18 protein-coding genes and 1 tRNA gene are annotated in these 22,043 nt (G+C 63.4%); 5 read left to right on the top strand and 14 right to left on the bottom strand.

From position 1 onward, the window contains the following. Positions 1-35: 35 nt before the first annotated feature. The 3 genes from glnL to ACTJK6_RS03355 form a co-directional block, all read right to left on the bottom strand. Entirely contained in the window at positions 36-1,238 is a 1,203-nt protein-coding gene (gene glnL, locus ACTJK6_RS03345; RefSeq protein WP_232042533.1) for a nitrogen regulation protein NR(II), read from the bottom strand. Between the two features lie 7 nt (positions 1,239-1,245). Further along, complete coding sequence (locus ACTJK6_RS03350) at positions 1,246-1,770, bottom strand: DUF4124 domain-containing protein (protein ID WP_260802631.1); 525 nt, start codon at positions 1,768-1,770, stop codon at positions 1,246-1,248. Positions 1,771-1,927: 157 nt separating this feature from the next. Further along, complete coding sequence (locus ACTJK6_RS03355) at positions 1,928-3,343, bottom strand: 3-hydroxylaminophenol mutase (RefSeq protein WP_232042531.1); 1,416 nt, start codon at positions 3,341-3,343, stop codon at positions 1,928-1,930. A 472-nt stretch (positions 3,344-3,815) separates the two neighbouring features. Here ACTJK6_RS03355 and ACTJK6_RS03360 point away from each other — a divergent pair, with 472 nt between their 5' ends. Beyond that, positions 3,816-4,292, top strand: a complete 477-nt coding sequence (locus ACTJK6_RS03360; RefSeq protein WP_316853760.1) for a rhodanese-like domain-containing protein — start codon at positions 3,816-3,818, stop codon at positions 4,290-4,292. A gap of 16 nt (positions 4,293-4,308) precedes the next feature. Here ACTJK6_RS03360 and ACTJK6_RS03365 read toward each other — a convergent pair whose 3' ends face one another. The 6 genes from ACTJK6_RS03365 to hrpA all read right to left on the bottom strand — a co-directional run bounded on the left by ACTJK6_RS03365 (position 4,309) and on the right by hrpA (position 13,005). After that, on the bottom strand, positions 4,309-5,127 hold the full coding sequence (locus ACTJK6_RS03365; protein WP_440838344.1) for a competence/damage-inducible protein A: 819 nt from the start codon (positions 5,125-5,127) through the stop codon (positions 4,309-4,311). Between the two features lie 21 nt (positions 5,128-5,148). Then, a complete protein-coding gene (locus tag ACTJK6_RS03370; RefSeq protein WP_440838345.1) occupies positions 5,149-6,006 on the bottom strand; it encodes an EI24 domain-containing protein in 858 nt (285 codons plus the stop codon). Positions 6,007-6,083: 77 nt separating this feature from the next. Then, positions 6,084-7,058 carry a sterol desaturase family protein gene (locus ACTJK6_RS03375; RefSeq protein WP_440838346.1) on the bottom strand — a complete coding sequence of 325 codons (975 nt, stop codon included), beginning with the start codon at positions 7,056-7,058 and terminating at the stop codon, positions 6,084-6,086. Position 7,059: 1 nt separating this feature from the next. Continuing rightward, the gene (locus ACTJK6_RS03380) at positions 7,060-7,890 is read right to left on the bottom strand and encodes a polysaccharide deacetylase family protein (RefSeq protein ID WP_260802633.1); all 831 of its coding nucleotides are present in this window, start codon (positions 7,888-7,890) and stop codon (positions 7,060-7,062) included. Positions 7,891-7,901: 11 nt separating this feature from the next. After that, the gene (locus ACTJK6_RS03385) at positions 7,902-8,897 is read right to left on the bottom strand and encodes a YVTN family beta-propeller repeat protein (protein WP_440838347.1); all 996 of its coding nucleotides are present in this window, start codon (positions 8,895-8,897) and stop codon (positions 7,902-7,904) included. A 115-nt stretch (positions 8,898-9,012) separates the two neighbouring features. Then, entirely contained in the window at positions 9,013-13,005 is a 3,993-nt protein-coding gene (gene hrpA / locus ACTJK6_RS03390; RefSeq protein WP_440838348.1) for an ATP-dependent RNA helicase HrpA, read from the bottom strand. Between the two features lie 71 nt (positions 13,006-13,076). Here hrpA and argA point away from each other — a divergent pair, with 71 nt between their 5' ends. Further along, on the top strand, positions 13,077-14,474 hold the full coding sequence (gene argA, locus ACTJK6_RS03395) for an amino-acid N-acetyltransferase (protein ID WP_232042523.1): 1,398 nt from the start codon (positions 13,077-13,079) through the stop codon (positions 14,472-14,474). A 107-nt stretch (positions 14,475-14,581) separates the two neighbouring features. Beyond that, positions 14,582-14,857, top strand: a complete 276-nt coding sequence (locus tag ACTJK6_RS03400; protein WP_004626344.1) for an oxidative damage protection protein — start codon at positions 14,582-14,584, stop codon at positions 14,855-14,857. Positions 14,858-14,998: 141 nt separating this feature from the next. Here the strand turns inward: ACTJK6_RS03400 and rpiA are convergent, their stop codons facing one another. Next, positions 14,999-15,685, bottom strand: a complete 687-nt coding sequence (gene rpiA / locus ACTJK6_RS03405; RefSeq protein ID WP_316868821.1) for a ribose-5-phosphate isomerase RpiA — start codon at positions 15,683-15,685, stop codon at positions 14,999-15,001. 150 nt (positions 15,686-15,835) lie between these two features. Between rpiA and tal the strand changes: the two genes are divergently transcribed. Next, entirely contained in the window at positions 15,836-16,795 is a 960-nt protein-coding gene (gene tal / locus ACTJK6_RS03410) for a transaldolase (protein ID WP_232042522.1), read from the top strand. Positions 16,796-16,810: 15 nt separating this feature from the next. Here tal and ACTJK6_RS03415 read toward each other — a convergent pair whose 3' ends face one another. The 3 genes from ACTJK6_RS03415 to rnr are packed head-to-tail and all read right to left on the bottom strand — an operon-like array spanning position 16,811 to position 20,940. Then, positions 16,811-17,545: an SIR2 family NAD-dependent protein deacylase gene (locus ACTJK6_RS03415; protein ID WP_440076982.1), complete on the bottom strand. Its 735-nt coding sequence runs from the start codon at positions 17,543-17,545 to the stop codon at positions 16,811-16,813. Beyond that, positions 17,545-18,297 carry a 23S rRNA (guanosine(2251)-2'-O)-methyltransferase RlmB gene (rlmB, locus tag ACTJK6_RS03420; RefSeq protein ID WP_012761781.1) on the bottom strand — a complete coding sequence of 251 codons (753 nt, stop codon included), beginning with the start codon at positions 18,295-18,297 and terminating at the stop codon, positions 17,545-17,547. Before rlmB ends, ACTJK6_RS03415 begins: the two co-directional genes overlap by 1 nt. Positions 18,298-18,345: 48 nt before the next feature. Beyond that, complete coding sequence (gene rnr / locus ACTJK6_RS03425) at positions 18,346-20,940, bottom strand: ribonuclease R (protein ID WP_232042520.1); 2,595 nt, start codon at positions 20,938-20,940, stop codon at positions 18,346-18,348. Between the two features lie 70 nt (positions 20,941-21,010). On the opposite strand from rnr, the gene ACTJK6_RS03430 reads away from it, so the two are divergent. Continuing rightward, positions 21,011-21,095: transfer RNA gene (locus tag ACTJK6_RS03430), tRNA-Leu, on the top strand. Positions 21,096-21,468: 373 nt separating this feature from the next. Here ACTJK6_RS03430 and ACTJK6_RS03435 read toward each other — a convergent pair. Next, a complete protein-coding gene (locus ACTJK6_RS03435) occupies positions 21,469-22,041 on the bottom strand; it encodes a phosphoribosyltransferase (protein ID WP_045204246.1) in 573 nt (190 codons plus the stop codon). Positions 22,042-22,043 lie beyond the last annotated feature (2 nt).

Here is a 22,043-nt window from a genome sequence, read left to right on the forward strand (position 1 = left end):
GCCGTCTCGCGCTGCGTCGCTGAAGCTCAGGCGCTTCAGTGCAGCGGCACGAGAATGCGGAAATCCGTCTGGCCTGGCCTGCTCTCGCATTCGATCAGACCATCGTGCTGCTGCACGAACGTCTGCGCGAGTGTCAGGCCCAACCCACTTCCCCCCTCCCTTCCGGACACCAGCGGGAAGAAGATTCGCTCGCGGATGTCCTCCGGGATACCAGGACCGTTGTCCACTACATGCAAGTCCAATGCCAGCTTGTAAAGACGTTTTGCAATCGTAACTTTGCGTGCCACTCGGGTGCGCAGAATGATTTCGCCGTCGCCCTGCGCAATGCGAGGGCCCAGCGCATGCGCCGCGTTGTGAACGATGTTGAGCACGGCCTGGATGAGCTGCTCCTTGTCGCCTCGGAATTCCGGCAGGCTCGCGTCGTAGTCGCGCACGATCCGCAAGCCCTGCGGAAATTCCGCCAGCACCACCGAGCGCACACGCTCCAGCACCTCGTGGATGTTCACATCGCCCACGATATGTGGATGCCGGTGCGGCTCCAGCAGGCGGTCGACCAGCGTCTGCAACCGGTCGGATTCCTTGATGATCACCTGTGTGTACTCGCGCAGCGAGCGCTCGGGCAGCTCGAACTCCAGCAACTGGGCCGCGCCGCGAATGCCGCCCAACGGGTTCTTGATCTCATGCGCAAGGTTGCGGATCAGTTCTTTGTTGGCGGAGGTCAGGTCGAGCAGACGCTCTTCTCGCTCGCTGCGGATCTTCTGCTCGTTGGGCAGCAGCTCGAGCAGCACCGAACCGGGCGCAAAGTCGAGCGCCCCCACCACGGCGTGCGCGTGCAGCGGCTCATGACCCACACGGTCGAGCGAGACGTCGCGCCGCTTGGCGTCGAACTGACGCGCTGCCACGGTGGCGATCATCTCGGCCAGCTCCGACGGATCGGCAAACAGCTCGTACAGCGACATCTCCACCAACTGGCGGCGGGACACGGCCAGTGCGGCTTCAGCGGCAGGATTGGCGTAGAAAACCGTCAGCGCCGGATGGCGGACGAAGAGGATGGGATTGGGCACCGCATCGAGCCCAGGGAACGACGGCGGTGCACCATGTGAGAACGGAATCAGCGGCGGCCCGTCGATGGGCTCGCCTACGGAGACTTCCAGCCCGGCGGCGGAGGCTGACGGCGCGGATGGCGTCGTCTGTTCCTGTTCATCGCGGCGTGCCGCTTTGCGGATCAGTCGACGCATGGTTCATCTAGTCCTTGAGGTTGCCCAGCTCCCGGCGGATGGAATCGACATTGGCCTGGCTGCGCTCGATGTCGCCCTTCAACTGCGCGGTGCGGTCCAGATACTTCTGATAGTTACGTTCGTTGCCCTGGCGCTCGGGCTGACCGTTGTTGTATTCGGTCTTCAACGCCTGGAGCTTGCGCTCCTCGTCTGCCAGCTCGGCCTCCAGCACCTGGCGGCGTTCGCCATCACGTGCCTTCTGCGTGGCGTTGTCCACGCGGGGGAAACCGCCGCCTGCATTGTTTTGAGCCGGTGCGGGCGCGGCTCCTGCACTGCGCGGGCTGCGTGTACCGGGGACGGTCACCACATCGGGCAGCGTCAACTTCTTGCAGCCTTTCACGTTGCCGCTGTTGCGGTACTCCGGCACGCCATTCGGGCCGGTGCACAGATAGACATCATCGGCGTACGCGGGCGCCTGCACGGACAGCGTGGCAAACACCGCCGCAGCCGCGGCAAACAGTCCGGATGCGATGCGTGGGGAAGGACGGAACATGAATGGAACCTGGCGGATACGTCGATCGGGCGCCGGAGTCCGGCGGACGCTCATTCTAGCCACAAAACTCCGCTCATAAAAAGGAAGGGCGACCTGCGCCGCCCTTCCTCTCACAACCGTCTCTTCGCCCCGACACATTGCCCGGGGCGCTCACAGATTACAGCGAGTAGTACATCTCGAACTCGAGCGGGTGAGTCGTCATGCGGAAGCGCGTGACTTCTTCCATCTTCAGTTCGATGTAGGCGTCCAGCATGGCGTTGGAGAACACACCACCGCGGGTCAGGAACTCGCGATCCTTGTCCAGGTACTCGAGGGCCTGATCCAGGCTCGAGCACACGGTCGGGATCTTTGCGTCTTCTTCCGGCGGCAGGTCGTACAGGTTCTTGTCTGCGGCTTCGCCCGGGTGGATCTTGTTCTGCACGCCATCCAGACCGGCCATCATCAGTGCCGAGAAGCCCAGGTACGGGTTCATCAGCGGATCCGGGAAGCGCGTTTCGATACGACGACCCTTCGGGTTCGCAACGTACGGAATACGGATCGAAGCCGAGCGGTTGCGTGCCGAGTAAGCCAGCTTGACCGGAGCTTCGAAGCCCGGCACCAGACGCTTGTACGAGTTCGTACCCGGGTTAGTGATGGCGTTCAGCGCGCGAGCGTGCTTGATGATGCCGCCGATGTAGTACAGCGCGAATTCCGACAGACCGGCGTAGCCGTTGCCTGCGAACAGGTTCTGGCCGTCCTTCCAGATCGACTGGTGAACGTGCATGCCCGAACCGTTGTCGCCCACGACCGGCTTCGGCATGAACGTTGCGGTCTTGCCGTAGGTGTGTGCGACGTTCTGGATCACGTACTTTTGCAGTTGGGTCCAGTCGGCGCGTTGCACCAGCGTGCTGAACTTCGTGCCGATTTCGTTCTGGCCTTGGCCTGCCACTTCGTGGTGATGCACTTCAACCGGAATGCCCAGCGATTCCAGGATCAGGCACATTTCCGAGCGCATGTCTTGGAACGTGTCGATCGGAGCAACCGGGAAGTAGCCGCCCTTCTTGCCCGGACGGTGACCCGAATTGCCGTGCTCGAACTCCTTGCCCGACGACCACGGAGCTTCTTCGGAATCGATCTTCACGAAGCAACCCTGCATGTCGATGTTCCAGGTCACGCCGTCGAAGATGAAGAATTCGGGTTCCGGGCCAAAGTAGGCGGTGTCGCCCAGGCCGGTGCTCTTCAGGTAGGCCTCGGCACGCTTGGCGATCGAGCGCGGGTCGCGGTCGTAGCCCTTGCCATCCGACGGCTCGACCACGTCGCAGGTCAGGACCAGGGTCGGCTCTTCGTAGAACGGGTCGACGTGCGCGGTGTTTGCATCCGGCACGAGCAGCATGTCCGACGCTTCGATGCCCTTCCAGCCGGCGATCGACGAGCCGTCGAAAGCGTGGCCGCTTTCGAACTTGTCTTCGTCGAAGTGCGAAACGGGGACCGAGACGTGCTGCTCCTTACCCTTGGTATCGGTGAAGCGGAAATCGACGAACTTGACGTCGTTTTCCTTCACGAGCTTCATCACGTCTGCAATGCTTTGGGACATGCCATTCTCCTGGTAGCGCAATAACGCAAAGTATTGTGAGCCGGTTGTGTGACGGATCGCTGCACATCGGCCGCAATTCGTCCTCACTCCGAAACATCTTCTTTCCAGCAAGGTCGTCCGACATGAACGGACGCCCCCGAAAAAGACCGCGGGAATCTTAGCAGAAACTATGCCAATTCCGGTCCGACATCGGGCACGCACTCCCGCAAACAGTGCAGCGCCGCGCCAGCCCATGCCTGACACGGTGCGCGCGTCCCGGCAATCCGGCCGGCCCCATGTTCGCGCTGCCCCGCTGAAGGAGCTAACGCTGTCCAAGCAGCATAGTCAACGCACACAAACAGTGCATATCACCCCAAGCAGCACTATTTGTGTGCACAAAGACGGTGCGCGCACCATCTCGGGGATTTTTACCCGCGCCATGTGACGGCGGCGCTAGAATGGTCACTTACTCTTTCACTGGCTCCTGCCCATCATGACTGCCACCACGCTGACCCGCGAGTCCCTGCTCGAGGCTGCTGCCGCCCGCCGCGAGGCAGACCAACTGCCGTACTTCGGCGCACTGTCGCCGCAAGAGGCTGCCGCCCTATTGGCCGCCGACCCGCAGGCTCGTCTCGTGGACGTGCGCACGCGCGCCGAGCTCGACTGGGTCGGCACGCCGGACATCTCGCCAAGCCAGTTCGTGCATGTGGAATGGAATCAGTATCCGGGCGGCGTACGCAACGCCAACTTTCTGAGCGCGCTGGAAGCTGCCGTTCCAAAAGATGTGCCGGTGCTCTTCCTGTGCCGCAGCGCCGCGCGCTCCAAGCACGCGGCGGCAGCGGCTGCGCAAGCAGGCTATGCGGCAGCGATGGATGTGCTGGAAGGTTTTGAGGGCGCCAAAGACACCGAAGGCCATCGCAAGACCGTGGAGGGCTGGTGCTTCCGGGGCCTGCCCTGGCACGGCGCCTGAGGTACGCTGCTGGGCGTCAGGACGCCGTGGGGGCGTCCGCCTCGAAAATCTCGCCACCCAGCGCCAACGCGCCCTCTCGCAACAACAGATAGGCGCGCGACACAGCGTCCGGTGAGCCCTTAACGCCCAGGTCGATGTGCGAGCGGGCATAGCGCTCGCCGCGCGCTGCATCGCCCACACTGGGCAGACTGAAGACTTTCACCCCATCGAACTCAGCTTCGATGCGCTCCATCAGCGGCGTGAGCCGCGACTCCGGCAAGCCGAACACCAGGAACGAGCGCTCCTCACGCGGCGCGCGGTGGAATTGATCGGCGTAATAGGTGTCAAGCACCCACTCCATCATCGGCCACGCCATCACCGGAAAACCCGGCATGAAATGGTGATGCGCCACCGAGAATCCGGGGATACGGTTGTAGCTGTTCGGGATGATGCGCGCGCCCAGCGGAAATTCACCCATCTTGAAGCGGTGCTGGTTTTCAGGCGTGGAGACATCGGCCTTGACCGGGTCACCGTTGGCCGACTCTGAAATACGCAACGTGATCTGCTCGCGCGCTTCCGGATGCAGCTCCAATGGCACGCCCAGCGCAGCAGCGGCGCATTGGCGTGTATGGTCATCGGGTGTTGCGCCGATGCCCCCAGTGCAGAACACTACGTCATCGCTGGCGAACGTACGCTTGAGTACGCTCGTGATGCGCGCGGGCTGATCGCCGACGTACTCGGCCCACTCCAATGCCAGGCCACGCTCGCCGAGCACTTCGATCAGCTTGCGCAGGTGCTTGTCTTCGCGGCGGCCGGAGAGAATCTCGTCGCCGATGATGATCATGCCGAAAGCCATGTCAGTTCCGATGGTTCCTGATTATTCGCGAGGTAGTTCAATGGTAGTGACTTCGATCACGCTGGCCTCGACCATGCGCGCGGGCGGCGCTTCAGCGCGAAGGCGCGTGAGCGCACGTAAGCAGAAATGACCGAACCACAGTGCCGAGAAAATGAAGATCAGCACATACAACCAGATGACGGCGATGGCGATGATCGGGAACAACACAATCGTCACCACCGACGATACCCACAGCAGCGTGGGCGCCGAGCCCAACATGCCAACGGCCACGCCGATACCCAGAAGCGGCAGCCGGTAGCGCTGCATGATCGCACGACGCTCTTCGGCCGTCGCGTGGTCAGCCAACGCGTCGTACGTCATCAACCGGTACGTGAGCCAACCCCACAACAAGGGTGGAATCAGTGCAAAAAACGGGGGAATCAGCCACAGCGGCAGCGTGACGACGGCCACCAGGATGACCACAAGCGTGCATAGCAGCGCATGCGTCAGGCTGCCCAACACCGAGCCGCCCTTGCGACGCTCCAACTGTGGATAGCTGCGATCAAGAAAACGCATGACCACCGGCACGGACGCCACGCTCACCAGCACCAGGATCGACACGACAATCACCGGCACCAGCAAGGTGATCACCAGCAGCGGCGCGATGGCCGACCACAACCCGGCCATGCCGATGGCGTTGAGGCCGCTCTTGATCCAGCCCATGAAGGCCCAGCCTTCCACGGCGTTGCGGGCTATGCCGTTCATGGCATCCCAGCCGAAATACAGCACCCCGCCCCAGACAACGACAGCCACGACGAACGGCATGACGGTCAGGAACAGCATGCGCGGATGCAGTTGCGAGAGCAGCGCCCGGCCAAATGAGCGAATCAGGTCGTTCATGCAGAAATCGGGAATTCAGGGAGCGAACAGCCTAGCACAGCGCGCAGAAACGACGCCGGCGCCGCCGCACGTGCGCTTTACGCTCGGCCGAACAAGCGCTTGAGGCCGAGCCACTGTTGACGCAGCACGCCGCGTCCGTAGTCTCGCGAGCGCCCTTGCGGTGCGGGAAGTTGATCACGGATACCGGTGGCGTGGTACTCCGGCGAGAAGATGGCGGTGCCGAACAGCATGTCCCACCACGGGAACAGCACGCCAAAATTGCAGCCACCCAGCACGCCGGGCTTCCCCGGCAGCTCATGCCCCAGCCCGATGGCGTGATGCATCCGATGAAAGCGCGGCGAGATCAGCAGCCGGTCGCCCAGCCAGCCAAAATGCAACCGCACGTTGGCGTGCTGCAGGCTTTGCAGCAACTGCGAAATGGCGACCAGCAGCACGTACTGCGAGGGCTCTACCCCAATGACCAGTGCCGCAACGGCAAACACCGCGCCGCGCAGCACATCGTCGAGGATGTGGTTGCGGTCATCAGACCACAGCGTCATCTGTTGCTGGCTGTGATGCAGCGAATGCAGGTTCCACCACCAGTGAAATTTGTGCGAGAGGCGGTGATACCAGTAGTCGAGCAAGTCGAACATCACCAGATAGATCAGAAAGCTGACGATGGAAACCGACGTGACGCCTGGCCACCAGTCTTCCACGTTCAAATGCGCCCAGCCCCAGAAGCGCAGCTTGCCGTCGAGGTGGTCGATCAGCGGCTGCAGCGTGAAGAACAGCAGCAGCGGAAAGAATCCCAGGCGGTGAAACAGCGTGTAGAAGATGTCGGCGCGCACGGCCTTGCGGTCGTGCATCGGCTCCACCGGGCGCCAGCGCTCCAGCGGGCGGAAGATCAACAGCAGCACTGCAATCTGCACCAGCCCCATCAGCAGCCATTCGGTGCCCGGGTACGCATCTTCAACGTAACCACCCAGGCCGATGGCATAGGTGATCGGCATCACGACGTGCTGGAAGAGCACATCCTGGGCTTGCGTGAAGGTGTCGGCAATCCAGTCAAACATGTCAGCGGGCCGCCGTGTGTGCCGGGTGAGCAGCAAACCAGGCTTTGTACTGCGGATGATCACGCAGCGTGGCAAAGCAGAAACCCTTGCGCTCCAGACCGGTGATCAGCGGCTCCAGATCCGCTGGCGCCCACGCATCCTTACGCGACCAGATGCCCAGATGCGCCATGGTGATGTCGCCGTCGCGCAGACTGGACAGTGCCTTCTGCAACAGCGCATCGTTCGGGTAACGCTCGGACGGCAACTCATCGCCCAGAAAACCGGCGGACGCCCATGCCACGTGGGCAAACCCGCATTGCTTGGCCCAGGCCTCGGTCGTTGCCGAAAGATGCCCACCCGGCGCGCGCCACAGCGGGTCCATCGGCTGACCGGTCATGGCCTTGAAGCGCTCGGCGCTGTGTTTCAGTTCCGCACAGAATTCAGGCTCGCCCCACACGACATTACGGCCGCCCTGCTCGCCAAACTGCGGGCGGAAGCGGACCTTGCCCACGCCCGCCTCGCCCTTGTAGTAGACGTGGTCGAAGGTGTGCGTACCGAAGGCGTGACCATCGGCAGCAAGCGATTTCCAATACGGCGCCCAGCCGTCATCCAGCGTGCTGTCGCCGTGGATGGTCTTCTCGTTGGCAAGGAAGAACGTGGCGTGGATGCGATGGCGGCGCAGCGTGTCGGCAATCAACTGCGCCTGGCTCATGCTGCCTGTGTCGAACGTCAAATAGACGGTGCCTTTGCACGCGCCGGCATTCACCCCACCGGGCGCAGCCGTGGCCAACGCGCACAAACCCAGCGCCGCCGTAGCAGCGACCGTGCGCAACATCGACAGGCCGGATTTCATCGTCGCAATACTCAAATCAGGGGAGCGCGTGTGCGGAAGTAAATGCCATGGGGCGAGCGCCCCACCTTGATCTCTTCCACCACCTTGCGGCTTGCCACGTCGACGATCGCCACGCGCTTGGCCCAGCGGCAGGTCACCCACAGCTGTTTGCCGTCGGCGGTCAATTCCATGTCATCGGGGCCAGGCGGCAGGCCGGTAATGTCGCCCACCTTGGTCAGCGTTTGCTGATCAATGATGCTGATCGTGCCCGACACGCGGTTCGACAGGAACAGGTGACGCTTGTCGCCCAGCGCGCGGAAGTTGTGCGCGCCCTTGCCGGTCGGGATGCGCTTGACGCTGGTGCGGTTGTGCCAGTCGATCACCTCGACGTAATCCGCGCCGGTCATGCCCACCAGCAGGTATTTCTGGTCAGTCGTGACCCACACGCCGGCCGGTGCAGAGCCAATGGTCATGCGCCACATCACGTTCTGCGTAGGCAAATCGATGGCCATTACCTCGTTGGAATCCTGCAGGGTGATGAACGCGATCTTGCTGTCGGCGGTGAAGGCAATGTGGCTGGGCGTCTTGGCTGCCGGAATTTGCTTGGCGATGGTCAGCGCGTGGCCGTCCCAACGGTAAATGTCAACGCGATCCAAACGGTTGCCGGTCGTCAGAAACCATTTCTGGTCCGGCGAGAAGCCGATCTGGTATGGGTCGTCGATGTGCGGAACACGCTGCTGAATCTTGCCGGTCACGGGATCGAGGAATACCAGCTCGTTGCCGACGGCGTTGGCGACGATCAACGATTTTTCGTCTGGCGTCGCGATCAGGTGGTGCGGCTCTTTGCCGATCGGAAACGTCTCCAGCACCTTGCGGGTGTCTTTATCGATCAAAGAGACGCTTGCGTCGCCCGAATTGAGCACGGTGACGACTTCAGCACGCGCCGCATGCGCTGCCATCAAAGCAGCGGCCGAAAGGATAAGCGTGGAAAACCAACGGGAGGCAAACGAGGCGCGCAAGGCAGACATATCGAGAAGATTCAGCAACTTAGCCAGCCATTTTAACGCTCGCATTTACGCCATCGCTGACACAAATCAAAAAAAGAAAGCGGGAACTTTCCCCGCTCCCGACAACGCATTCCAGCTATCGCTGCATTGATTCCCACACCTTCTGCAGCCGCTTGACCGACATCGGCACCGGCGTGCGCAGCTCCTGTGCAAACAGGGCGATGCGCAACTCCTCCAGCATCCAGCGGAATTCCTCCATGCGTGGGTCGTTGCCGCCCTGCCCTTGCACACGCAAGGCCTTTTCCGCGCGTTGGTATTGCTGGATAAGCGGCGCCATCTCCTGCATGCGCTGCGTGTCGCGGGCGGGGTCGGCCTTGAGCTTGTCGATGCGCAGGGCGATGCCCTTCAGGTAACGCGGGAAATGCGTTAATTGCGCGTACGGCGTCGCCTCGATAAAGCGCTTGTGCATCAGCGTCTTGAGCTGCGCGTCGATATCGGCGGTGGCGGCGGCAAACGGCTTGGCGATCTGCAGCTTGCGCGGCAGTTGCGCATATTCGGCAAGGATGGCGCCGACCAGCCGCGCAATCTCCTGTGCCAGCAACGTCAGGCGCGCGCGGCTTTCGTCCTTGCGGGCACCGAAGCTGGCGTCATCGGTGGGCAGCGGGTCTTGCAGGCAGGCGCGCTCCAGCGTGGCATCCAGGATCTGGTCGCGCAAATCGTCCTGCGTGCCGAGGTTCATGAACTGGATCGCCATCTGCGACAGGCCCGGGATGTTCTTTTCCAGGTACTTCAACGGCTCGCGCAGCTGAATTGCAAACAACCGCCGCAAGCCCAGGCGATGGATGCGCGTGGCTTCCGCCGGATCATCGAAGACTTCCACATCGCAGTGATCACCGGCATCAACGAGTGCCGGATACCCGAACAGCGTCTGGTTGCCTTTGCGGACCTCCAGCAGTTCCGGCAACTGGCCAAAGCTCCATGTCGTCAGGCCCGAGTAAAGCGCGGCGTTTGACGGCGCTTCCGACTTGCCCGCCTTGCCGGGCCTCGCACTGTCGCTCTGGATTCCGGCCACGGCAGCGTCCTGCGCGGCGATCGACTGGAATGTCTGCTGCGCGCGTCCGCCCAGCTCCGCGCGCAACTGGGCCAGATTGCGGCCCATGTCGAGCTGGCGGCCGTGCTCGTCGATCACCTTGAAATTCATGAAGTGATGCGCGGGCAGCGTTTCGAGCTTGAAATCGGCACGCTTGAGCGCGATGCCGGTCTGCTCGCGCACGTCGGCGATCAAGCGGTCGAGCAGGTCGCCATCGCCCAACCGCACGCGCGAGACGAACCCTGCGGCGTAGTCCGGCAGCGGCACGCAATGGCGACGCAGCTTCTGCGGCAGGCTCTTCAGGAGCAGATGCACCTTCTCCTTGAGCATGCCCGGCACCAGCCATTCGGTGCGCTGCACGGGCACCTGGTTGAGCGCATACAGCGGCACGGTGAGCGTTACGCCGTCGCGCGGACTGCCGGGCTCGAAGTGGTACGTCAGCCCCATGTCGATACCGGCAATGGGCAGCACCTTCGGGAACAGGTCAGTCGTGATGCCGGCCGCTTCGTGCCGCATCAGGTCATCGCGATTCAGGTACAGCAGCTTCTGGCCGCTTTTGCCGCCCGCGCTGGCGGCTTCGGCATACCAGCGTTCGAACGATACGGTGTTGTAGATGTCCGCCGGAATCTGGCTGTCGTAGAACGCGTAGATCAGTTCGTCGTCCACCAGCACGTCTTGTCGGCGTGACTTGTGTTCGAGGTTTTCGATCTCGCGCACCAGGCGCTGGTTGTGCGTGAAGAACGGCAGACGCGTTTCGAACTCGCCATCGACCAGCGCGCGGCGGATGAACATCTCGCGCGCTTCCTTCGGCTGCATCGGCCCGAAGTGCACACGGCGCTGCTGATAGACCGGCAGGCCGTACAACGTGCCGCGCTCAAAGGCCATCACCTGCCCGGCCTTCTTTTCCCAGTGCGGATCGCTCCACGACACCTTCAACAGGTGCGCGCCGACCTTCTCCACCCATTCCGGTTCGATGCGTGCCAGCGTGCGGCCGAACAGGCGGCTGGTCTCGATCAGTTCGCCACCCACGACCCACTTGCCCGCCTTGCGCGCAATGACCGACCCCGGCCAGAGGAAGAACTTGATACCGCGCGCGCCGAGGTATTCGCGGCCTTTCCCATCCGCCTCTTCAATACGCACACCGATATTGCCGAGCAGCCCCGTCAGCAGCGCCAGGTGCAACTGCTCATACGTCGGATCGGATTCGTTGAGTTTCCAGCCCTGCTCCGCCACCGTGGTGTGCAACTGCGAATGCACGTCGCGCCACTCCCGCAACCGCACGTGCGACAGGAAGTGCGAGCGGCACTGATCCTGCAGCTGCTTGTTCGACTTCTTGTGTGCGACAGCCTCTTCAAACCACTTCCACAGCTTCACCCAGCCGAGGAACTCCGATTTCTCATCGGCAAACTGGCGATGCGCCTGATCAGCCTGCTGTTGCAGTTCTTGCGGACGCTCGCGCGGGTCTTGCACGGACAAGGCGCTCGCGATGATCAACATCTCGCGCAGGCACTGGTGGTCGCGGCCAGCCAGGATCATCCGAGCCACGCGCGGGTCCAGCGGCAGACGGGCGACCTGCTTGCCCAGCGGCGTCAGCGCGTTTTCATCGTCGACAGCACCGAGTTCCTGCAAGAGCTGATAGCCGTCTGCAATCGCGCGGCCCAGCGGCGGCTCGATGAAGGGAAACTGCTCGACATCCGTCAGCCGCAGCGCCTTCATGCGCAGGATGACCGCGGCCAGCGACGAACGCAGGATTTCCGGATCGGTAAAACGCGGCCGCGCAATGAAATCCGCCTCGTCATACAGGCGGATGCACACGCCATCGGCCACCCGGCCGCAACGACCGGCGCGCTGGTTGGCCGCGGCCTGCGACACCGGCTCGATCTGCAGTTGCTCGACCTTGTTGCGATACGAATAGCGCTTCACGCGCGCCAGCCCCGTATCGACCACGTAGCGAATGCCCGGGACCGTCAGCGAAGTCTCGGCCACGTTGGTCGCCAGCACGATGCGCCGCGCGTTGGACGGCCGGAACACACGTTCCTGCTCCTGCACGGACAAGCGCGCAAACAACGGCAGGATCTCGGTATGCGCCGGATGGTGCTTGCGCAGCGCCTCGGCCGCCTCGCGAATCTCGCGCTCGCCGGGCAGGAAGATGAGCACATCGCCCGAGCCTTCGCGGGCGAGCTCGTCCACCGCATCGACAAGGGCTTCGTAAAGATCGCGCTCCTTGTCTTTCTCGTCGCGCTGGATCGGGCGGTAGCGCACTTCGACCGGATACAACCGGCCGCTGACTTCAATGACGGGCGCCGGCCCCTTGGGGCCCGCAAAGTGCTCGGCAAACCGCTGCGCGTCGATGGTCGCCGAGGTGATGATCACCTTCAGGTCAGGCCGGCGCGGCAGAAGCTGCTTCAGGTATCCGATCAGGAAATCGATGTTGAGGCTGCGTTCATGCGCCTCGTCAATGATGATCGTGTCGTAGGCGCGCAGCAGCGGATCGTTCTGCGTCTCGGCCAGCAAGATGCCGTCGGTCATCAGCTTGACCGATGCACCCGCCGACAGCGTGTCGTTGAAGCGCACCTGGAAGCCCACGTGCTCGCCCACCGGCGTGCCGATTTCCTGCGCGATGCGCTTGGCGGTAGACGTTGCGGCAATCCGGCGCGGCTGCGTATGGCCGATCAGCCCGGTACCGCCCGCGCCAATGCCTCGCCCGATCGACAGGCAGATCTTCGGCAACTGCGTGGTCTTGCCTGAGCCGGTCTCGCCCGAGACGATCACCACCTGGTTGGCGGCGATGGCCTGGGCGATCTCGTCGCGCCGGGCCGACACGGGCAGCGCTTCAGGAAACGTAATCGGGGGGACGCGGTTGGCACGTGCGCGGCGAGCCTCCAGCGCCGCGGCCAGTTCTTCCGGCGTGGGCTTTTGGCGGCGCTGCGGACGACCATTGCCGCCCGGCTTGCGCTCGGGCGGCGGCGTGTCTTTCGGCGATTTCGGGGAAGGCGCCGCCGGGCGTGGCCGGGGCGGCTGGGCGTGGGAATCTGACATCGGGCGGGATTATAATCCGCGCATCTTTCCTACGCCGGCCCGCGCCCCGTGCCGCTTTTCCTCCTCCGTCCGTGACCGCTCGCTCCTCCGCCCCCGCCTCCGGCGTTTCGCTGGCGGCGCACACGCCCGCCCCAGTCGACGTCGCGCCGATTCCGCCCACGCCCGAACAGCAGCAGTTTGTGGACTGGCTGCGCGAGGTGGCGCCTTACATTCATTCCTTCCGCGACAAGACGTTCGTGATCGGCTTTGGCGGCGAGCTGGTCCAGGCCGGCATGCTGGGCGCACTCGTCAACGACGTCGCGCTATTGCATGCGATGGGCATGCGCATCGTGCTCGTGCACGGCTCGCGCCCGCAGGTGGAAGAACAGCTTGCCCTGCGCAACGTGAAAACCCAGTTCGTGGATGGCGTACGCGTAACGGACGCAGCCGCGCTGGAATCCGCCAAGGAGGCTTCCGGCGAACTGCGCCTGGATATCGAAGCCGCCTTCAGCCAGGGCCTGCCCAACACACCGATGGCCGGCGCGCGCATGTCGGTGGTGTCTGGCAACTTCGTGACAGCGCGGCCGGTGGGCATCGTCAACGGCGTGGACTTCCAGCACACGGGGCTGGTGCGCAAGATCGATGCGGAGTCGATCCAGCATTCCCTGTCCAACCGCAAGATCGTGCTGCTCTCGCCGCTAGGCTTTTCGCCGACGGGCCAGGCGTTCAACCTGTCGATGGAAGACGTGGCCGCCAACACCGCCACGGCGCTTAAGGCCGACAAGCTCATCTTCATCACGGAGCTGCCCGGCATCATGGACCGCGTGGGCAAGCTGCAGCAGGACCTGTCGATGGAAACAGCGATCGAGCGCCTGCGCGACGGCAGCCTGTCGCACGACACGGCTTATTACCTGCAGCACATCGTCAAGGCGATGCGCGGCGGCGTGCGCCGGGCACACGTGATTCCGTTCGCGCTGGACGGCAGCATCCTGCTGGAGCTGTTCCTGCACGATGGCGTGGGCACCATGGTTTCGCACACCGATCTGGAATATCTGCGCGACGCCACACTGGACGACGTGGGCGGCATCGTCTCGCTCATCGAGCCGCTGGAAGCCGACGGCACGCTGGTGCCGCGCGAACGCCGGCTGCTGGAGCGCGATATCGCCAACTTCTCGGTCATCGAGCACGACGGCATCATCTTTGGCTGTGTCGCGCTGTATCCGTACCCGAAGGACGGCATGGCCGAAATGGCCTGCCTGATCGTCTCCCCAGACAGCCAGGGCACCGGCGACGGCGAGCGCCTGCTCAAGCACACAGAAGTGCGCGCCCGTGCGCTGGGCCTCAGGCGGTTGTTCGTCCTCACGACTCGGACGGAACACTGGTTCCTCAAGCGTGGCTTCGTGCGCGCGAGCGTGGACGATCTGCCGGAAGACCGCCGCAAGCTGTACAACTGGCAGCGGCGATCGATGGTGCTGATGAAGAAGCTCTAAACCCTTGGCGCGCGTCGTGGAATCCTAGCCCGGCGGCGCGCGGCCTTTACAATAGCGGCACCTGCGTCGCGCTCGAGCGGCGCTCCCGCCACACAAGAGGAATCCCCATGGCCCGCATGGTCCACTGCGTCAAGCTCAACAAGGAAGCCGAAGGTCTCGACTTCCCGCCCCTGCCCGGCGAACTGGGCAAGAAACTCTGGCAAAGCGTCTCGAAGGAAGCCTGGGCCGGCTGGCTCAAGCACCAGACCATGCTGATCAACGAAAACCGCCTGAACATGGCGGACTCGCGCGCACGCCAGTACCTGCTCAAGCAGACCGAGAAGTACTTTTTTGGCGATGGTGCAGACGAAGCCGCCGGCTACGTGCCGCCGCCCTCGGCCTAATCGGCCGTTGCCAATAAAAAGCCGTTCAGCGCAAAACTGAACGGCTTTTTGTTTGGGCAATGCCGACTCAACGCGCCGCAACGACCACAAAAAAAGCCGCCCATTTGCATGGGCAGCCTTTCGACAATGCGCGAACAGCGATCAGAAATCGCGACGCTGCACACCCGCTTCGGTCCCCAGCAGCAGCACATTGGCGCCGCGCTTGGCAAACAGGCCGACTGTCACCACGCCCGGAATATCGTTGACGATCGATTCCAGGCCCTTCGGATCGGCAATGCGCAGGCCCACCACGTCGATGATCACGTTGCCGTTATCGGTCTTGTAGATCTGGCCTTCTTTCGTCATGCGCAGACGCGGTTGACCGCCCAGCCCAGCAAGTTGGCGGGCCACGGCCGCACGTGCCATCGGCACCACTTCCACCGGCAACGGGAACGCACCCATCGTTTCAACCAGCTTGCTGCCATCGGCGATGCAGACAAACACGCTGGCGACCGACGCGACGATCTTCTCGCGTGTGAGCGCACCGCCGCCGCCCTTGATCATGGCGCCCGAGGCGTCGATCTCGTCAGCGCCGTCCACGTACACGGGAATGGCATCGACCTCATTCAGATCGAGCACCGTGAAGCCGTGCCCCTGCAGGCGGCGCGTCGAAGCTTCGGAACTGGACACCGCGCCGGCAAAGCGCGCCTTGTGCGGCGCCATGGCGTCGATGAACAGGTTGGCGGTCGAGCCGGTGCCGACACCCAGCACGGCGCCCTCGGGCACGTTGGCCAATACGTAATCTGCTGCGGCCTGCGCCACCAGCGCCTTCAGTTCATCCTGCGTCATCGCAAAAACTCGGTCGGGATCGGAAAACCCGGTAGTGTACCGGATCAATGCGATGGCTCTCGGCCGGCTGGCGGAGGCAAACCTGCGGAGTACAATCGATTCACCTTTCCACCTCCAGCGAAACGCTGGAACGCACTTCGGACTCGCTTCATGACTCAGCTCGATCAACTCAAGCAGTTCACCACCGTCGTCGCCGACACGGGCGATTTCCAGGCCATGCGCGCCTTCGCGCCGCACGATGCGACGACCAATCCGTCGCTGATTCTCAAGGCCGTGCAGAAGGCCGAGTACCGTCCGCTGCTGGAACAAGCCGTGCGTGACGCCCGCAGCGACAGCGTGGAGGACATCATCGATGCCGTGCTCGTGGCATTCGGCTGCGAAATCCTGTCGATCATCCCGGGCCGCGTGTCGACCGAAGTCGATGCGCGCCTGTCGTTCGACACCGAGGCGACGGTCGCCAAGGCCAAGCATCTGATTGCGCTGTACGAGGCGCGTGGCGTGGCGCGCGAGCGCGTGCTGATCAAGATCGCGTCGACGTGGGAAGGCATTCGCGCAGCGGATCAACTCCGCGCCGAAGGCATTCGCTGCAACATGACGCTGCTGTTCTCGCTGGCCCAGGCCGTGGCGTGCGCGGAAGCAGGTGTGCAGCTCATCTCGCCGTTCGTCGGCCGTATCTACGACTGGTACAAGAAGGACGCCGGCGCAAACTGGGACCCGATCGCACAAGGCGGCGCGAACGACCCCGGCGTGCAGTCCGTCCTGCGCATCTACAACTACTACAAGAAGTTCGACTACCCGACCGAAGTGATGGGCGCGAGCTTCCGCAACATCTCGCAGATCGTTGAACTGGCCGGCTGCGACCTCCTGACCATCAGCCCCGATTTGCTCGCCCAGCTGCAGCAGTCCGACGCGCCCGTCGAACGCAAGCTCTCTCCGGACAATGCCAACGCCGCCAACATCGTGCGGCTGCCGGCTGACGAGCAATCGTTCCGCTGGCACATGAACGCCGATGCCATGGCCACCGAAAAGTTGGCCGAAGGCATCCGCCTGTTTGCGGCGGACGCGGTCAAGTTGGAAGCGTTGATTGAGCCGCTGCGCGTGGCAGCGTAAGAAGAACGCCGCGCCTTATTCCAGCATGGCGGGCAAGCAGACGCCCGCCCGCTGGTGGATCACCAGGTCGGCCGTTGCATCCAGCGCGCTCGGCTCCGGATTCACGACGATCACCTTAGCGCCGTGGTCCTTTGCCAACCCCGGCAGCCCGGCCGCCGGATACACCATGCCGGACGTGCCAACCACCAGGCATACGTCACACGTGTTGGCTGCCTCTTCAGCGCGGTAGTTCGCCACGAGGGGCAGCTGCTCGCCAAACCAAACGACACCGGGGCGCAACATCGCGCCGCACGTCGCACAACGCGGCGGCCTGCCCTGCTCGGCGGTGGCGATATCGCATTTGCCGCAGCCACCCAACCACTTGTTGGCAAACAGGTTGCCGTGCAGTTCGATCACCCCTTCGCTGCCGGCGCGCTGGTGCAAACCATCGACGTTCTGCGTGACGAGCGTCACCCTCTTGCGCTTGGCCAGTGCGGCAATCGCCAGATGGGCGGGATTCGGCTGCGCCTGCAGCACGCGCTCGCGGCGCTCCTGATACCAGTCCCACACCGTGCGCGGGTGCTTGCGGTACGCGGCCTCGGTGGCCATGTCTTCGGGGTTGAACCGCGACCACAGGCCAGTCAGCGCATCACGGAAGGTAGGCACGCCGGATTCTGCTGAGACGCCAGCGCCCGTCAGCACCATAACGCGCTGGGCGGCCTCGACCCAGGCACGGGCCTGGGCCAATGCGGCCGAGGGTTCGATACTCATTACTTCTTGGCAGGTGCCGCTGCACGCTGGCGCACAGCTTCAAACAGGCACACGCCGCTGGCCACCGATACGTTCAGGCTCTCCACGCTGCCCGCCATCGGAATGCTGACCAGCGCGTCGCACGTCTCGCGCGTGAGGCGACGCATGCCCTCACCTTCGGCGCCCATCACGATGGCGATGGGGCCCTTGAAGTCCGCCTGGTAGAGATCCTGTTCGGCCTCGTCAGCCGTGCCAATCACCCATACGCCGCGCTCCTGCAACTCGCGCAGCGTGCGCGCCAGGTTGGTCACGGTGATGTACGGAACGGTTTCGGCCGCGCCGCTAGCCACCTTGGCGACCGTCGTGTTGATCCCAACGCTGCGGTCCTTCGGTGCAATCACGGCATGCGCACCGGCAGCATCCGCCACGCGCAGGCACGCACCGAGGTTATGCGGATCCGTCACACCGTCGAGCACCAGCAGCAGCGGCGTGCCTTCGATGCCGTCGAGCAGTTCATCGAGATTGAGCGCCAGCGACAGCGACTCTGCCTTGGCAACCACGCCCTGGTGGCGGTCGGTCCCGGCAATGCCGCGCAGACGGTCGGCATCAGCGGGGATGAGACGCACGCCCGCTGCTTCCGCCGCTTTCAGGAAATCCTGCATGCGGCGGTCGCGGCGGTTGGCCTCGAAGTAGATTTCGTCGATCGACTTGGCGCCGTGGCGCAGTCGGGCGGTAACGGCATGAAAGCCGATGAGGAGCTTGGACTTAGACATGGCGCGATTGTACCCGTCTGCCCTCGCTCCCCGGCCGCTTTAACCGGTTTAACGTCCCTTGGTCTTGCGCGGAGCCTTGCCTGCTGTCTTGCGCGGCGCAGCAGTCTTGGCGCTGCCCTTGGGCTTCGGGCCTCGCGCCGGCTGCTTCTTACGCGCTGGCTTGGCGTGCGCATGGCCCGGGGGCACGGCACGGCCTCCCGGCTCAAACACCGGCTGCTCTTCGATGACGCGATCAAGCGTCTCGTCAAAAGACTCCTCCGGTTTGGCCGTACCGCCCAGCAATGCAGCCAACTGGCGCGGCTTCTTGCGGCCAACCGGCGGCGCCGGCGTTGCCCCTGCAGGCTGACGCGCGGTCGCGGCTTCTGGGGCGCCGGTCACCTTGGCCGGGCGCAGCGCCTTGGTTGAAGGCTCCTGGATCAGGCGGAAATCCATCTTCCGGGCATCCAGATCCACGCGCAGCAACTGCACGCGCACGCGGTCGGTCAGGCGATAACGGATGCCCGTGCGCTCGCCGCGCAGTTCGTTGCGGGCTTCGTCGTATTGGAAGTAATCGCTGCCGAGCTCGGTCACGTGTACCAAGCCTTCCACGTACAGCTCATCCAGTTGCACAAAGATGCCGAACGATGTGACCGCGCTGACGGTGCCCGAGAACTCGTTGCCGAGCTTGTCGCGCATGAAATAGCACTTGAGCCAGGCTTCGACATCGCGCGAGGCTTCGTCGGCGCGACGCTCGTTGGCCGAACAGTGCACGCCCAGTTCATTCCAGATCGCTTCTGTCTTGGCCTTGTTGACGACCGCTGCCGGCACGCCTTTCTCGGCTTCGGCTTGTAAACGGCGCGCCTTGGGCGACAGCGCGCTATTCAATTGCACGCCCGGTGCCAGCGCCGGAACATAGCGCGTGCGATGCAGGATCGACTTGATGGAACGATGCACCAGCAAGTCCGGATAGCGGCGAATCGGGCTGGTGAAGTGCGCATATGCCTGATACGCCAAGCCAAAGTGGCCGATGTTGTCCGGGCTGTAAACCGCTTGCTGCATCGAGCGCAGCAGCATGGTCTGGAGCATCGGTGCGTCAGGACGCGCAGCCACTTTTTCCATCAGTTCGGCGTAATCGGCCGCCTGCGGCTTGTCGCCGCCGCCCAAGGTCAAGCCGCTCGTTTTCAGGAAGGCCCGCAGCGCCTGCAGCTTTTCTTCCGTCGGGCCAGCGTGGACGCGGTACAGCGCCGGATGTTTGTACTTCTCCAGCATCTCGGCCGCGCAGACGTTGGCCGTCAGCATGCACTCCTCGATCAGCCTGTGCGCGTCGTTGCGGGTGCGCGGCAGGATCTGCTCGATCTTGCCCTGCGCGTTGCAGACGATGTACGTCTCGGTGGTGTCGAAGTCGATCGCGCCACGCTCGCGGCGCGCCTTGAGCAGCGTCTGATACAGCTCGTACAGGTCCTGCAGATGCGGCACCAGCGGCGCACGCTTGGCAGCCTCCGGACCCTTCACGTTCGACAGGATCGCCCAGACCTCGTTGTAGGTCAGGCGCGCCTTCGAGTGCATCACTGCCGGGTAGAACTGATAAGCCTTGATCTCGCCCTTGGCCGTGATCACCGCATCGCAGACCATGCACAGACGGTCCACTTCCGGGTTCAATGAACACAAGCCGTTCGAGAGCTTCTCCGGCAGCATCGGGATCACGCGGCGCGGGAAATACACCGAGGTCGCGCGATCAATGGCGTCTGCATCCAGCGGATGTCCGGGCCGCACGTAATGCGACACGTCGGCAATCGCCACGATCAGACGCCAGCCCTTGGTGCGGCCGATCTTGACCTGCTCTGCGTAGACCGCGTCATCGAAATCGCGTGCGTCTTCACCATCGATGGTGACCAACGGCACATCGCGCAAGTCGATGCGGCCAGCCAGGTCGGCGTCGCGGACCACGTCGGGCAGCGCTTCCGCCTCGCGTTGCGTCGGCTCGGAAAACTCGTGCGGCACGCCGTACTTGCGCACCGCGATTTCGATCTCCATGCCCGGGTCGTCAATCTCACCCAGCACTTCGACCACGCGGCCGATCGGTTGTACGTAGCGATCCGGATATTCCAGGATCTCGACGCTCACCACCTGGCCGACCTTGGCCTTGCCCTGTCCCTTCGGCGCGATCAGGATGTCGCGGCCCAGGCGCTTGTCTTCGGGCGCCACGACAAGCGTGCCGCTCTCCGAGAGCAACCGTCCGATGACGCGCTTGTTGGCCCGCTGCAGGATCTCGACGATCTGCCCTTCCGAACGCCCGCGGCGGTCGTAGCCGACGGCACGCACGAGGGCGCGGTCGCCGTGCATGGCCTTCTGCATCTCGCGCTCGGGCAGGAAGATATCGGGCTCGCCATCATCGCGCACGAAGAAGCCGAAGCCGTCGCGATGGCCGATCACGCGGCCCTCGATGAAATTGGGCTGGTGCGCCAGTTCGTAGCGCCCCTTGCGGTTGAGTTCGATCTGACCATCCCGCTCCATGGCGGTCAGACGCTTGATAAAGCCGTCATGCTCCTTGCGCGTGACAGACAACGTCTTGGCAATGTCGGTGGCAGACAGCGGAGACCCCGACGTGCGTAGCACACCGAGGATTTCCTCGCGGCTCGGGATCGGATAAGTCGGTTGATTCAATTTTTTCTTCTAGAGTGTTGACAGGATCGCTGGATCCCGTAATAATTACAGCTTCGGTACACGCACACCTGCCCAGGTGGCGGAATTGGTAGACGCACTAGTTTCAGGTACTAGCGGGTAACTCCGTGGAGGTTCGAGTCCTCTCCTGGGCACCAGAGTTTAGGAACGGCGCAACGCAAGTTGCGCCGTTTTTCTTTTCCGCGGCCGGATTGCCGTTGTTCAGTTGCTGATGCGACATTCCGCGAAGTGCGACGTGCATTGTGTCTTGGCTATCGCGCCAGGGCCGAGCCAGGATCACCGGCCTCACCTGCCCCAAACGCTGGGTGGGCTCGAAGCCCAGTGCATCCACAAAGACACACCTCGCCTCGATCAACCGCGCACCGCCGATTGGCCAACTCCTGCAAAGCCAATCCGTACGCGGGTTTCGGGCCAATATTGCAGCCCGTGACAGCAGGTTACCGAAGTGGCACGCACGACGCAAGCCGCACACGCCACTCCATTCGCGCCTCGACGCTATCGACCAACGCCTCAAACTGCCGGCGCCTCGCCGTTGCCGGCTGAACGTGACTTGCCGCGCTTGATCCACGCTGCCAAGTTATGCGGGCGCAGCGTGTCGTATTCCTCGAACGGCTGATGGATCCACGGATTGGTCGCAAGAAACTGCACGGCATAATCAGGCTTGATCTTCGAGCACGCCTTGTGCCACAACACAGCAGTACGCACGTCGGTCACGGCCGGGTAGCGCTCCTTGAGGTGACGCCCAACGCGCTCCAGCGTAATGCCCGAATCCACCAGATCATCCACCAACAGCACGCGGCCCGACAGCTCGCCACGGGTCATCGTGATGTATTGCGCGATGTCGAGATCGCCCTGCTGCGTGCCAGCGGCTTCGCGATAGCTGCTCGTCGCCAGGATGGCCAACGGCAGGTCGTAAATGCGCGAAAGCTGATCGCCAACACGCAAGCCGCCGCGCGCCAGGCACAGAATCTTGTCGAACTTCCAGCCCGACTCGTGCACGACGAGCGCCAGGCGCTCGATCAGGCCGTGGTAGTCATCCCAAGACACCCACAGGTGCGAGTCGTCGTTGATCGGCTGGTTCATGG

The organism is Ralstonia sp. 22086, assembly GCF_052045975.1.
Taxonomy (GTDB): domain Bacteria; phylum Pseudomonadota; class Gammaproteobacteria; order Burkholderiales; family Burkholderiaceae; genus Ralstonia; species Ralstonia wenshanensis.

Excerpts from the sequence above, each read along its gene's own strand:
- ACTJK6_RS03360 (WP_316853760.1), top strand. The coding sequence starts at position 3,816 with ATGACTGCCACCACGCTGACCCGCGAGTCCCTGCTCGAGGCTGCTGCC.
- ACTJK6_RS03380 (WP_260802633.1), bottom strand. The coding sequence starts at position 7,890 with ATGAAATCCGGCCTGTCGATGTTGCGCACGGTCGCTGCTACGGCGGCG.
- ACTJK6_RS03415 (WP_440076982.1), bottom strand. The coding sequence starts at position 17,545 with ATGAGTATCGAACCCTCGGCCGCATTGGCCCAGGCCCGTGCCTGGGTC.
- tal (WP_232042522.1), top strand. The coding sequence starts at position 15,836 with ATGACTCAGCTCGATCAACTCAAGCAGTTCACCACCGTCGTCGCCGAC.
- ACTJK6_RS03370 (WP_440838345.1), bottom strand. The coding sequence starts at position 6,006 with ATGAACGACCTGATTCGCTCATTTGGCCGGGCGCTGCTCTCGCAACTG.
- ACTJK6_RS03385 (WP_440838347.1), bottom strand. The coding sequence starts at position 8,897 with ATGTCTGCCTTGCGCGCCTCGTTTGCCTCCCGTTGGTTTTCCACGCTT.
- hrpA (WP_440838348.1), bottom strand. The coding sequence starts at position 13,005 with ATGTCAGATTCCCACGCCCAGCCGCCCCGGCCACGCCCGGCGGCGCCT.
- rpiA (WP_316868821.1), bottom strand. The coding sequence starts at position 15,685 with ATGACGCAGGATGAACTGAAGGCGCTGGTGGCGCAGGCCGCAGCAGAT.
- rlmB (WP_012761781.1), bottom strand. The coding sequence starts at position 18,297 with ATGTCTAAGTCCAAGCTCCTCATCGGCTTTCATGCCGTTACCGCCCGA.
- ACTJK6_RS03365 (WP_440838344.1), bottom strand. The coding sequence starts at position 5,127 with ATGGCTTTCGGCATGATCATCATCGGCGACGAGATTCTCTCCGGCCGC.
- ACTJK6_RS03355 (WP_232042531.1), bottom strand. The coding sequence starts at position 3,343 with ATGTCCCAAAGCATTGCAGACGTGATGAAGCTCGTGAAGGAAAACGAC.
- ACTJK6_RS03375 (WP_440838346.1), bottom strand. The coding sequence starts at position 7,058 with ATGTTTGACTGGATTGCCGACACCTTCACGCAAGCCCAGGATGTGCTC.
- ACTJK6_RS03400 (WP_004626344.1), top strand. The coding sequence starts at position 14,582 with ATGGCCCGCATGGTCCACTGCGTCAAGCTCAACAAGGAAGCCGAAGGT.
- ACTJK6_RS03435 (WP_045204246.1), bottom strand. The coding sequence starts at position 22,041 with ATGAACCAGCCGATCAACGACGACTCGCACCTGTGGGTGTCTTGGGAT.
- glnL (WP_232042533.1), bottom strand. The coding sequence starts at position 1,238 with ATGCGTCGACTGATCCGCAAAGCGGCACGCCGCGATGAACAGGAACAG.
- ACTJK6_RS03350 (WP_260802631.1), bottom strand. The coding sequence starts at position 1,770 with ATGTTCCGTCCTTCCCCACGCATCGCATCCGGACTGTTTGCCGCGGCT.